The 13,285-nt window shown below is 34.3% G+C and carries 11 protein-coding genes and 2 rRNA genes; 1 reads left to right on the top strand and 12 read right to left on the bottom strand.

Features of this window, described 5'->3' with window-relative positions:
- Positions 1-2 precede the first annotated feature (2 nt).
- From ASE21_RS20950 to ASE21_RS20905, 10 genes are all read right to left on the bottom strand, one after another.
- Positions 3-1,037, bottom strand: a complete 1,035-nt coding sequence (locus ASE21_RS20950) for a glycoside hydrolase family 43 protein (protein ID WP_057124664.1) — start codon at positions 1,035-1,037, stop codon at positions 3-5.
- A gap of 23 nt (positions 1,038-1,060) precedes the next feature.
- On the bottom strand, positions 1,061-2,494 hold the full coding sequence (locus ASE21_RS20945) for an MFS transporter (protein WP_057124663.1): 1,434 nt from the start codon (positions 2,492-2,494) through the stop codon (positions 1,061-1,063).
- A 316-nt stretch (positions 2,495-2,810) separates the two neighbouring features.
- Positions 2,811-3,920: an endo-1,4-beta-xylanase gene (locus tag ASE21_RS20940; RefSeq protein ID WP_057124662.1), complete on the bottom strand. Its 1,110-nt coding sequence runs from the start codon at positions 3,918-3,920 to the stop codon at positions 2,811-2,813.
- A gap of 40 nt (positions 3,921-3,960) precedes the next feature.
- Complete coding sequence (gene uxuA / locus ASE21_RS20935) at positions 3,961-5,124, bottom strand: mannonate dehydratase (protein WP_128414740.1); 1,164 nt, start codon at positions 5,122-5,124, stop codon at positions 3,961-3,963.
- A 94-nt stretch (positions 5,125-5,218) separates the two neighbouring features.
- On the bottom strand, positions 5,219-5,956 hold the full coding sequence (locus tag ASE21_RS20930; RefSeq protein ID WP_057124660.1) for an SDR family NAD(P)-dependent oxidoreductase: 738 nt from the start codon (positions 5,954-5,956) through the stop codon (positions 5,219-5,221).
- Between the two features lie 18 nt (positions 5,957-5,974).
- The gene (locus ASE21_RS20925) at positions 5,975-8,125 is read right to left on the bottom strand and encodes an alpha-glucuronidase family glycosyl hydrolase (RefSeq protein WP_057124659.1); all 2,151 of its coding nucleotides are present in this window, start codon (positions 8,123-8,125) and stop codon (positions 5,975-5,977) included.
- A 286-nt stretch (positions 8,126-8,411) separates the two neighbouring features.
- Positions 8,412-8,954, bottom strand: coding sequence for a YbhB/YbcL family Raf kinase inhibitor-like protein (locus ASE21_RS20920; protein WP_057124658.1), 543 nt, complete (start codon positions 8,952-8,954; stop codon positions 8,412-8,414).
- Positions 8,955-9,041: 87 nt separating this feature from the next.
- Positions 9,042-9,878 carry a helix-turn-helix domain-containing protein gene (locus ASE21_RS20915; protein WP_057124657.1) on the bottom strand — a complete coding sequence of 279 codons (837 nt, stop codon included), beginning with the start codon at positions 9,876-9,878 and terminating at the stop codon, positions 9,042-9,044.
- Between the two features lie 26 nt (positions 9,879-9,904).
- A complete protein-coding gene (locus ASE21_RS20910) occupies positions 9,905-10,942 on the bottom strand; it encodes a LacI family DNA-binding transcriptional regulator (RefSeq protein WP_057124656.1) in 1,038 nt (345 codons plus the stop codon).
- 149 nt (positions 10,943-11,091) lie between these two features.
- Positions 11,092-11,529, bottom strand: a complete 438-nt coding sequence (locus ASE21_RS20905) for a PepSY-like domain-containing protein (protein WP_057124655.1) — start codon at positions 11,527-11,529, stop codon at positions 11,092-11,094.
- Between the two features lie 158 nt (positions 11,530-11,687).
- Between ASE21_RS20905 and ASE21_RS20900 the strand changes: the two genes are divergently transcribed.
- On the top strand, positions 11,688-12,707 hold the full coding sequence (locus ASE21_RS20900; protein ID WP_057124654.1) for a proline-specific peptidase family protein: 1,020 nt from the start codon (positions 11,688-11,690) through the stop codon (positions 12,705-12,707).
- A 193-nt stretch (positions 12,708-12,900) separates the two neighbouring features.
- Here the strand turns inward: ASE21_RS20900 and rrf are convergent.
- Positions 12,901-13,010: ribosomal RNA gene (gene rrf / locus ASE21_RS20895) — 5S ribosomal RNA — on the bottom strand.
- A 179-nt stretch (positions 13,011-13,189) separates the two neighbouring features.
- A 23S ribosomal RNA gene (locus ASE21_RS20890) occupies positions 13,190-13,285 on the bottom strand; the annotation flags it as partial.

Here is a 13,285-nt window from a genome sequence, read left to right as displayed (position 1 = left end):
TTTTAATCAATTAATCTTCTAATTCCGTATGGATCAATAGTTATAATCGAACCATCTTCCATATAATCAATTTTAGTTACTTTCATACTTCTTAAATGGGTTACGCCTTTTGACAAACTTGAATCATGATAAAATAAATACCATTCGTTTTCGACTTCACAAATAGAATGATGAGAAGTCCAGCCCACAACCGGATTTAATATTCTGCCCTGATACGTGAACGGCCCATAAGGATTATCGCCAATGGCATAACAAATAAAATGTGTATCGCCTGTTGAGTACGAGAAATAATACTTTCCGTTATATTTATGAACCCAGGAGGCTTCAAAAAAACGACGGTTATTATCGCCTGCCAAAAGCACTTTTCCGTTTTCATCCAGGATTTTAATTTCCTGCGGATCTTCTGCAAACTCCAGCATATCATCGCGAAGCAGAGCAACAATAGGACCTAAAGCAGGTTCCTCACCAGAAGGTTCTTCGTTATACTGATCGTATATATTATTTCTGTATTTCTGAAGCTGTCCGCCCCAGATACCGCCAAAATAAATATAATGTTTCCCGTCTTCATCCTCAAAAACAGCAGGATCAATACTATAACTGCCTTTTATCGCATCTGGTTCTGACTTAAAAGGACCTGAAGGAGAATCACTAATCGCAACTCCAATCTGAAAAATCCCGTTGGCGCGCTTAGCAGGAAAATACAAGTAATATTTTCCGTTTTTATGCGCCGCATCAGGCGCCCACATTTGTTTTTCGGCCCAGGCAACATCTTTTACATGCAGTGCAACACCGTTATCAACAGCTTTAGATGAAATATTGTCCATAGAAAACACATGATAATCTTCCATTCCAAAATGATCTCCATTATCATTAAATGGAATCCCGGCATCAATATCATGCGATGGATAAATATAAATTTTACCATTAAATACATGCGCAGACGGATCGGCTGTATAAATGTGAGAAACTAAAGGCTTAGAAATCGCCAGTTCATTAATTTCCTCGAAATTAATTTGTTCAATGCTATCTTCGGGCATAGGTGTATTTTATTTTTAAATAATTAAGTTCTTCTTTCTTTTAGTTCTGTTTCGATCTGCACTTCCATCTGCTTATTAATTTTATAGAAAAAAAGCAATCCGGCTCCAATTAAAAATGGAATTGCAGGAAAAATGCTGACTAATAATTTGATTCCGTTAATGGCAGTTTCAGTTTGTACCGCAGAATTTGGCATATAATGAAAATAGCCTAAAAACAAGGTTGTCAATGCACCGCCAATACTTAATCCTGCTTTTAAACCTACCATCATGGCAGAGAAGATTATTGCGGTGGCACGGCGATTGTTCAGCCATTCAGAATAATCGGCAACATCTGCAATCATTGCCCAAAGGATCGGGATGGTAATTCCGTAAAAAAATCCATGTAAAATTTGGGAGAAAAATATTAAACCAATTGATGCTGGCGGAAAGAAATAAAACGCAATGATAAACAAGGTGGAGATAAATAAAAACAACCTAAATACATTTCGTTTTCCATATTTATCTGCCATGTTTTTAGATAAAGTAATTCCAACAATCATGAAAATAATACCGCCGGCATTAAACAATCCGAATCCGGCTGAAACAGGATCATTACCAAAATGATTTAAACCTATATTTGACAAAGTATTTAAAATAGGCTGAATAAAAAGCGCTAATTGGTTTTTATCTACATAGTTTTCAAAATAATAAACATAAGAACCGCCTTTCATCGCCAATGTAATAAAAACCAAAGTCGTAAGCGAAAGCATAATGATCCAGGGTCTGTTTTTTACTAAATCACTCAGATCTTCTTTTATGCTTGATTTTTGTTCCGGCTTTGGAATAATTCTTTCTTTTGTTGTCAAAAATGTGATTAAAAGCATGATTGTTCCAATGATTGCCAGAACGGTCATTACTTTTTCAATACCAATTGCCTTATCTCCGTTTCCGGCACTTTTTATAATTCCCAGCATGAAAACCTGCACAAAAAACTGTGCAAACATAACCGCCACAAAACGATAAGACGACATACTGTTTCTTTCGGACATATCGCCTGTTATAACACCGCTTAAAGCGGAGTACGGCAGATTATTTCCGGCATAAAAAAGCAGTAATAAAGTATAGGTTGCAACGGCATAAATTACTTTTCCTTTATATGAAAAATCCGGAGTAGAAAATGCCAGCAGCGCCACTACTCCAAGCGGAATTGCAGTTAATAAAATCCACGGTCTGAATTTTCCCCATTTGGTACTGGTCCTGTCTGCTAAGATGCCAATAACAGGATTGAAAACAAAAGCCGCAATTAAACCAACAATTAACATTATAATCGAAGAGTCTGTTGGCGACAATCCGTAAATATCAGTGTAGAAATAAGCCAGATAGGTCATCAAAGTCTGAAAAACTAAGTTGGCAGCCAAGTCTCCTAAGCTGTATCCAACTTTTTCTTTGATAGATAATTTTTGTGAAATGTTATTCATTAGTGGTTTGTGGTTATTTGATGGTTTGTCAGCAAAGTTATTTCTGGTTAAATGCTCATTCTTTATTTGGTTTGTCCTTTTGCTGCCAAAAGAAATCAAGCTTTATATAAACAAAAAATTGATGATTTTCGAAACAAAATTCTAACGGATTTTCTTATCGTTCAAAATGGAAAAATTCAATTAAAAATTAAACAATCGGTTGTGTAAAATTATATAAAAAAATATGTTGTGCAAATTTACTTTGCTTATTTTAAATAATATTCTAAAAAACAACCGATTGCTAATAGTATTTTAAATAAAAATTGTTGTAACGCCATTATTCTTCTTTTTTCTTTAATTTCAAAATGCTTTCATAAGCCGGTTTATGTTTCAGATCTTTGTCAAAAGGAAGCGGATAATTGGTTCTTCCCTTTATCGGCCAGTCGTTTAACCAAGATTGTCCATCATAAACTCCCCAAAAAGTAATCCTGCTTATTTTGTCTTTATGCTTTAAAAATAGTTTAAAAATAGACGCGTAACGCTCTGCTAACTTTGTTTGAATGGAATCCGGAAGTTTTTCAGGATATGGATTCATTTTGGCATTTCCTTCAAATTTCTGATTTACATCGGCACCTTTTAAATCCCACGGATTTGGCAAAACAGTGATGTCTAATTCTGTAAAAGCAACTTTAATCCCTAATGCAGAATATTCCAGAATGCTTTTTTCAATTTCTTCTATTGATGGACTTTCCAATCGCCAGTGTCCCTGAATCCCTACTCCGTCAATCTTTCCTCCCGCTGCTTTTATTTTTTTGATCAAAGCAATTGCTCCGGCTCTTTTTGCAGGTTCTTCAATATTATAATCATTGTAATATAAATCTACTTTAGGATCGGCTTTTGCGGCCAGTTTAAAAGCGTCAATCAGGTATTTTTCACCAAGCGTTTTCAAAAAAACAGATTGTCTTAAAGTTCCGTCATCATTTAAAGCTTCATTTACAACATCCCAGGAATTAATTCTTCCTTTGTATTTTGAAACAATCGTAGTGATATGATCTTTCATAAATGCTTTCATTTCTGTACTGTCAGCGATTTTTTCCATCCAAGGCGCCAATTGACTGTGCCATATCAAAGTATGTCCATGAATAAACATTTTATTTTTTTCTCCATAAGCCACATATTTATCCGATAAAGCAAAATCATATTGATCTTTCTGCGGATGCACATACATCGATTTCATGATATTTTCTGCAGTAATGGCGTTAAACTCTTTTTTTATCAAAGAATCTTCTTTAGCATTTTTTGCTTCAATTTGGCCGGCATTTAATGCAGTTCCAATTAAAAAATCATTTTTATAAGCATCTTTTAATGAAAGTTTTTCTTTCTGAGACGTACAACTTACGAGGAAAAAAGTCGTGACGATAAATAAATAAGGATTAATAAATTTCATGTTTTTTGGTTTAATAGTTACTTTTTTTGATCCTTAAAAATTACAAATTCAATTTATAAGCAATCCCCATTTCTAACCCTCTCAGTTCTGCAAGACCTTTTAATCTTCCTGTGAGAGAATATCCGGGATAAGTTTCTTTGGACTGATCAACTGAATGCAGAAACCCGTGATCCGGGCGCATTGGCAGACTTGATTTAGTTTTATCCATCAACAATACTATTTTTTCTATGATAGCTGCCATATTAGCATCGCCGGTTAAATGTTCTGATTCCCTAAAAATTGTTTCGCTTTCGCGGATAGTATTCCGAAGATGCAAAAAGTGAATCCGGTCTCCAAAGTCGTCTATAATCTTCTCCAGATTATTATCGGGATTTGCGCCCAAAGAGCCTGTACAATAACACAAACCGTTTGCCTGTAATGGCACTGCTTCCAAAATGCTTTTGATATCTTTTTCGGTAGAGACAATCCTTGGAAGTCCCAAAACAGAAAACGGCGGATCATCCGGATGAAGAGCCAGTTTTACTCCTGCTTCTTCTGCAGCGGGAGCCACTTCTGATAAAAAATAAATTAGATTTTCTTTTAGTTTTTCATTGTCAATATTTGCATAATTATCTAACAATGATAAAATCTGTTCTGCTGTAAAATTGATTGTGCTTCCCGGCAGTCCCAATAAAACATTTTTAAATAATAATGCTTTTTCAGATTCAGAAAGTTTGTTTCCAAAATGCATTGCGTTTTGTTTTTGAATTTCCGAATAATCATTTTCAGCATTTGGTCTTTTTAAAAGAAAAACATCAAAATAGGTAAAAGCATCCTGATTGTACAACAAAGCTTTGCTTCCGTCTTTATTAATAAAATCATGATTCGTGCGTACCCAGTCCAGAATAGGCATGAAATTATACGTTATAATTTTAATGCCGCATGCCGCCAGATTTTGCAAACTGATTTTATAATTTTCGATGAATTGCAAATAATTTCCTGACGCTCTTTTTATTTCTTCATGAACGGGAAGACTTTCAACAACAGTCCATTCCAGTCCATAATTTCGAATAATTTCCTGTCTTTCTTTTATATCAGCAATGTTCCAGATATCACCAACAGGAATTTGGTGCAAAGCGGTTACAATTCCCGCTGCTCCTGCCTGTTTAATGTCGATCAGACTTACATTGTCGTCTGGTCCAAACCATCGCATTGTTTGCTGCATTCTTATCATACTAACCAATTTTTTAATCTCGCGAAGTTATATTTAAAGAAAAACACTTTGCGCATACTCTATTTTCGAGCAATTTTTTTTACAATTAAAACCCAATACTGTTACCTCCATCAACCGGTAAAACAGTTCCCGTTGTATATTTTGATTCGCTTAAAGCGAAATAATAAACAGCATCTGCAATGTCTGAAGGTTCTCCCAAAAAGCCCATTGGAGTTCTGCCCAGCACTTTATTTTTTCTTTCAGGATCGTTATCCAAAGCTGTTGATGACATTTTGGTTTTAATAAATCCGGGCGCAATACAATTTACACGAATTCCTGCCGGAGCCAGTTCTGTTGCCATAGCGCGTGTCATGGATTCGATTGCGCCTTTACTTGCAGAATACGCAATTACTTTTGGAATTCCGTATTGTGATGCCATAGAACTAATATTAATGATACTTCCGCTTCCGTTCGCTTTCATATTTTTAACAACTTCACGGCTAACTGCAAAAACGCTTAATAAATTGGTATGAATGATCGAAAGAAAATCTTCATCACTTACATCCTGAATTTCTTTTTTCATATTAATTCCCGCATTGTTTACTAAAATATCAATTGAGCAGTTTTGCGATATGTTTTCAATCATCGCAGGAATTTCTGACAAGTTATTCAAGTCAAAAATTACCGGAATGGCATTTTCACCAATTTCTCTACAGGCTTCCTCTGTTTTCTCTTTTGATCTTCCAATTATATAAGTTGTAATTCCGCTGTTACATAATTTTTTTGCTGTTGCAAATCCTAAGCCCGAATTTCCTCCGGTCACAATTGCCGTTTTTTTGCTCATAATTTTATATAGAATAATTTAATTTCCCGGTGCAAAGGGAAATTTTAATGATTTAAAATAATCTAAAGTCTGCGTTGGTTTTTCTACTCCTGCCGGAAGTTCTTTCTCCGAAAACTGCTGAAAATAAAGCAGGCACGCATCCCGCCACCATTTTGCTTCTTTTTGCTGAATTTCCAGTAACATTTCAACCTCTCTAAAACGTTCGCTGTCAATATATTTTTCTGTTTTTTTCCAGATGTCACGCATTGCTGTAACCTGATTTACACCTTCCTGATATCGTAGTGCAATTCCATTCCAAAGTGTCTGGCCGTTTTTCAATTTATAATCCCAGGAAACGTGATGAAACCATAATAGATCTTTCTCCGGACAAGTTTGCAGATTATCAAAAAGTTTCCCGACTTCCGGAGCATATTGCGAAACAGCATTTGTTCCCGACTTTGATCTGTCAAAACCAATTCCATTTTTATCTGCTTTATGATAATAAGTTGGATTCCATTCAGGGCGTGATAAATTAGAAACCCACGGTCCCGGCCCGTAATGGTGCCCTGTATCCATAATATGATGCAAACCAAGCGGTGTCATATAATTTACAACAGCTTCGCGCGATTCGATCATCATATTTTTAACGGGTTTTATAAAATTTTCTTCGTTTGAAAAAGTACATCTTAACCATTCATCTGCAATGGTTTGGGAATCCAAATACGGATTCCAGGCCAGTCTTCCGAAACCATACCAATTAGCCTGTGCAAAAGGATGTCCTGTCCAGTTTAAATCATTTCCTATATTTGAAACTCCGGTAATTCCGGTTAATTTATTTGGGTATAAAGTGCCGTCAATTACTTTAGCAACTGTTGAACCTTTTCCTTTTTGATAAGTATCAGATTCTAAAACTTCCTGAAATAATTGTGGCAGAAAAACCAAATGCGTGCTGAAACCCAAATATTCCTGCGTGATCTGAAATTCCATCATTAAAGGTGTTTTCTGCATCGCGCCAAACAAGGGATGAAACGGTTCTCTAGGCTGAAAATCAATTGGACCATTTTTTACCTGAACAATTACATTTTCTTTGAATTTTCCATCATATGGCTGAAATTCAGCGTAAGCTTGTTTTGCACGGTCATTCGCATCATGTTCTGAATATACAAAAGCCCGCCACATAATTATACCTCCAAAATGTGCAACAGCATCAGCAAGCATATTAGCGCCGTCAACATGATCTCTTCCATAATTTTGAGGGCCAGGCTGACCTTCAGAATTGGCTTTTACCAAAAATCCGCCAAAATCAGGAATTCGTTTGTAAATTTCCGCTGCTTTATTTTTCCACCAATTAATAACTTCCGGATCTTTTGGGTCGGCCGTTTTTAAATTTCCAATTTCAATTGGCGCAGAAAAACGGGCTGTTAAATAGACTTTTATTCCGTATGGTCTAAAAACACCGGCTAGAGCTTCGACTTTTTCTAAATATTGCGGTGTCAAAATCAAGGCGTTTGCGTTTACATTTGTCAAAACAGTTCCATTAATTCCAATCGATGCATTTGCTCTGGCATAATCTATATAACGCTGATCGATAAATTCCGGTAATTTCTGCCAGTTCCATAAAGAAAAACCTGCGTAACCACGTTCAACAGTTCTGTCCAGATTGTCCCAATGATTTAAGAGTCTGAAGTTTATTTTTGGAGAATCTGCAATGTTTAAGTTTTGAATTGATGTAGTGGTCTGCATCAATCTTAAAAAATTAAAAACACCATACAAAACAGCAATATCATTTTTTCCTGTAATTATAAGTTGTTTTTTATTTTTAAAATGGATGGATTTAATAATAAAACCTTCGTTGTTTATTTTTTCAAAATCATCTTTTAAAATATTTTTAAAATCCGGATTTAAAGAAGATTGAGAACCAATAATAAGGTTATTTTCTCCATTTATTTCTGATTTAAAAATGGGTTTGTTTCCCAGCATATTAACAATTGCATTTTCTAATTCTTTTAAAGCAATTTGTGAAGTTTGAGAATTTCCCAAACAAACAATGCCCTTAATATTATTTTTATATTCTGAAGCAATTGTAGTATTTGTTATTCTGTCATACTGAAGCCATACTTTATAATCTTTTTGAGCTGCTGCTGAAAAGGAAATCGAAAGAAACAGGAAAATAAATCTTAATGGCATCATTTACTAAATAGTTTATTCTTAAAAACTTCATTTTGAATATCAATATTTTTACAGCTTAACAATACTATTAATAAAATTTTAAGCAAAAAAATATAGTATCAAAAATAAAACAACAATTGCAATCGGTTGCGTAAAAATATGAGATTGTTATTTAAGAAAAAAATTTTAGCTCTCTTTTTTTCTAAAAATAAATTCTGTAACAAATAAAAGCAGGATAATTATAAAAACTATCCTGCCCATAGTGAAGCCAATTTAAGATTTTAAAATTAGATTTGGTTTTACCTAATTATCGTTTGTAATAGGCCACAATACTCGCTTTGGCCAAGGTCTGGCTCCAAAGGTTAAAGCCTACTACGGCCGGATTTGTACTTTCATCCGTTCCCAGTTTATCTGTTTTTAGTGCATATACTGTAATGATGTATTGATGAAATCCATGGCCTGCCGGCGGACAAGGACCTCCAAATCCCTTTAGTCCATAATCTGTAATACTTTGAATGGCTCCTTTTGGAATTAAATTGCTTTTGGTTCCTGCACCGGTTACCAATTCGTTTACATTTGCCGGAATGTCAACCACTACCCAATGCCAGAATCCGCTTCCTGTTGGCGCATCCGGATCGTACATTGTGATCGCAAAACTTTTTGTTCCTTCAGGAGCATTTTTCCATGATAATTCCGGAGACTGATTTTCACCTGAACAACCAAATCCGTTGAATTCCTGAACCTTAGTGGTTTCTCCTCCTAAATCTTTACTGGTTAGAGTAAATGTTTTTTGGGCAAAAATTGTTGTTGTAAAAAGAGACAACGCCAAGATTAAATTTAGCTTTTTCATTTTATCTGATTTAAAATTTTAAGCAAATTTAAGGTTGGTACGGACAAGGAAACTTTAGGAAAAAGATCAAAAACTGTTGCTAAAAGTTCAAATCGATTTGTGATGTTTTGGCGTAACACCATACTTGGATTTGTAGGCCTGGCTAAAACTTGATAAGTTTTCGTAACCGGCTTCAAAATAAACTTCAGAAGGGCTTTTTTCCTGACTTAATAAAGCATGTGCATATTCAAGCCGCTTGTTCTGAAACCATTTGATAGGAGATTCACCATAATGTTTTTCAAATTCTCTTTTGAAGGTTGAAACACTCATATTACACAAAAATGCCAGTTCTTTTATAGATAATTTATTAAGATGGCTGTTTTCGATTGTACGGATAAATTTTTGAGCATTTTGATCGCTGTTTGTTGTAAGAGCATATAAAAACTCTTTTCCATATTTATCTGTTAGATAAAGCATTATCTCTTCAAACTTGACTTCGAGCAATTTTCCCTGAACGCTTTGCGATAATTCTGAAATAACAGCTAAACTATCTACAAAACGTTTTAAAAATCTGTCAAAATCAAATGCATAAACAGATTTTGGCTCAATTGCTTCCGGCTTTTCTGTTTCCAATTTCCGAATGAAATTATAAACCATTTCGCTGGAGAAAAATAAAAGCACGCTTTTGTAATTTGATGTTTCTGAAATCTTTTTTTCAGTCATCAAACAATTCCCGGATCGCATTATTATAAATTTGGAAGGATCTATTGATAATGCTGTATTATCAAAAATAACTTCTTTTCTTCCTTCCAGAAGAAAGCTTATAATATTCTGATTTAAAATGATTTGTTGTTTAGAAACATCTTTAGTGCTGCTGTAATTTACAAGATGCACCTGCTGCGATTTTTCTAAATTCATTTCATCAGGAAGCGTAATGGTTTGCATATTGGAGCTGGATTTTTTTCAATTTATTATTTACCGGAGGATTCTCTGGCAAGCACTTCTGTATTTAAAAAAGTAATTTCTTTGGCATCATCATTTTCATCATTTTTAGATGTTTTCAAATTTTTGATAATAATTTCTGCTGCTGCTTTTCCCATTTTTTCGGCAGGATGTGTAATAGTAGACAAATTAGGGTCTATTATTTGTGAAATTGGATCATTATTAAAACCTATTACTTTAAATTCTTCCGGTACTTTTATACCTCTTTTTTTAGCAGTCTGCACTGCACTTACTGCTAATATATCTCCAGGAGCAAATAATCCGTCAGGTATAGGTTTTAAATCAAATAAAGCATTGCTGGCTTTCACTCCATCTTCGTAAGTAACAGAATTCAAATTAATTATTAATTCTTCTTCTATGTCAATATTATGATCTTTTAAAGCTTCAATATATCCTCTTTTTCTTTCGCTGTACAAATTTCCTAATTCTGAGCCGGCAGTTAAATGCGCAATGCGGATACACCCTTGCTCAATAAGATGTTTTGTCGCTTTATAACCCGCAGAATAATTATCAATGACTACTCTGAAAGTATTGTAGTTTTTAGGAACTCTGTCAACAAAAACTAATGGAATATTATTATTGGAAAACTGATGAAAATGTGCAGTGTCTCTCGTTTCCATTGCTAATGAACAAATAACACCACTTACACGATTGCTGTACAATGATTTAGCCATGTTTACTTCTTCTTCATACGAGTCATGCGACTGCATAATAATTACGGTATAATCCGATTTTTGAGCAGTAATCTCAATTCCGCTGATTAAAGATGATAAAAATGGCTGTGTAACGGTCGGAATTAAAACACCAATCGTTCTGGTTTTATTGCCTCGTAAACCCGCTGCCAAAGTATTAGGAACAAAACCCATTTCTTCGGCGGTTTTTTTTACTTTCTTTATCGTTTTATCACTTATAGTATGATGATCTTTTAAAGCCCGCGAAATAGTTGAAGTTGCCAGATTCAATCTCTCGGCAATATCGTAAATCGTTACATGTTTATTCTCTTCCATGAAATAAAAAATAGAACTGTAAATATAAACTATTTTCGTTCAAGATGTTCTTACTTAAAATTGGTACTAAATAAAAACATTCCCAATTAATCCAGCCATCATGAAATAGTGGACAGATTAATCGGGAATATTAAAATTACAAATATCTATTATTTGTCTTTTTCGTCTTTTAGGATTTTACCATCTTTTGTAAATTCTAAATCAATTTTATTTGTTAAATCGACATCCAGATCTTTGTGCCCATAATCAATGTGCGTTATTTTTTCGTTTGGATGATTTTTGGCTACATAAGCTTTTATGTTATCCGGAATAAAAGCAGTTGGAATCGGTTTGTCTCCTCCATCTACTTCACGGTATGAGCCGTCTTTCCAGAATTCTACTTCCGTTCCGTCCTTCAGTTTAACTTCAAAACCTTTTTCACCATGCTCTGCATCTTTTTTGGCACTTTCTACAGCAGTGTGGCTAAAATGTTTTTTCAAAAATTCCTGAGCCGGTTTAGGCAGTCCTGCAACTTCAATTTTCTTTTGCGCGCTGGCCGAGATTGTTAAGCTTAACAATGCTATAGCTAAAAATATTTTATTTTTCATAATTCATTTATTAAGTATAGTGTCACTAATTTACTACATAAAAAAATACATTCAAATTAATTTAAGAAAGTTTTAGTTTTAATAGCGTACTGTAAACAATATCAGATTTCATTAAGGAATAATTTGTATTTTAGTCTAAACTCTTAAAATCTAAACATATGCGATACACCGCAATCATTTCAATGGTTATACTTTTAACATCATGCAAAAATGAATCCAGCTCTGATTCTCTTCGAAATTATTTTACTTACGATCAAAACAATGTAGAATCAGCAGGAGTTAAAATGATTTCAATTAATACCCCAGCAGGGAAATTTAAAGTATGGACAAAACGTTTTGGTAACAATCCAAAAATAAAAGTCTTATTACTCCATGGAGGTCCTGCAATGACACATGAGTATATGGAATGCTTTGAAACTTTCTTCCAACGTGAAGGATTTGAATTTTATGAGTACGATCAATTAGGTTCCTATTATAGCGATCAGCCAAAAGACAGTTCTTTATGGACAACTGAGAGATTCGTTGATGAAGTAGAGCAAGTGCGAAAAGCAATTAATGCAGATAAAAATAATTTTTATGTATTAGGTAATTCATGGGGTGGAATTCTTGCTATGGAATATGCTTTAAAATACCAAAAAAACATGAAAGGATTATTAGTATCAAATATGATGGCCAGTGCTCCGGAATATGGACAATATGCAGATAACGTACTTGCAAAACAAATGAAACCGGAAGTTCTTTCAGAAATAAAAGCTTTAGAAGCTAAAAAAGATTTCAGTAATCCAAGATATATGGAATTGCTTCTTCCTAATTTTTACAAAGAACATTTATGCCGATTAAAAGAATGGCCAGATGGACTAAATCGTGCAAGTAAGCATGTAAATGGAGAAATTTATACTCTAATGCAAGGTCCAAGTGAGTTTGGAATAAGTGGAAGATTAGCAAAATGGGATATCAAAAATCGTTTACATGAAATTAGTGTTCCAACATTAATGATTGGCGCAAAATATGATACAATGGATCCAAAAGCAATGGAAGAACAAAGTAAATTGGTTAAAAAAGGACGTTATTTATATTGCCCAAACGGAAGTCATTTAGCAATGTGGGACGACCAGAAAATTTTTATGAATGGTGTGATTCAATTTATACATGATGTAAATGATCAAAAAATCGAATAAAAAAACATATAAAATTCTGATATTTAACAAATTAAAAATAACGAAATTATTTTATAGCTTATAGTTTTTGTATTTCCTCTTTAGTATTGTAAAGAAATAGAATGCTGCTTAATTTCTTTACATACAGGGAAACAAATTTCAACACTGTATAAAAACAAAAAACCCTGTCTAGTAAAGACAGGGTTTTTAAAAAGAAAGGCGACGACATACTCTCCCACATAACTGCAGTACCATCTGCGCAGGCGGGCTTAACTTCTCTGTTCGGGATGGGAAGAGGTGAGCCCCGCCGCAATAACCACCTTAAGATTTTTAGTCCAAAGCCCAGGGTCATAAAGCTGTAAAGTCTTTCGACTTTTCACTTTAATCTTTCGACTTAAAGACTGCTCTGCGTCGAGCTAATATTTTAACATACTGAGATAAAGAAACACAATAAGTATTATTTTAGAAAGTTTCCTCCCCCGACTTGCATCGGGGAAAAGGGTGTACATAAGCTTACGGATTATTAGTACTACTCGACTATGACATTACTGCCTTTACATCTATAGCCTATCAACGTGGTCATCTTCCACGATCCTTAA

The organism is Flavobacterium sp. Root901, from assembly GCF_001429765.1.
Classification (GTDB): domain Bacteria; phylum Bacteroidota; class Bacteroidia; order Flavobacteriales; family Flavobacteriaceae; genus Flavobacterium.
This window is presented reverse-complemented; position numbering and strand designations above follow the sequence as displayed.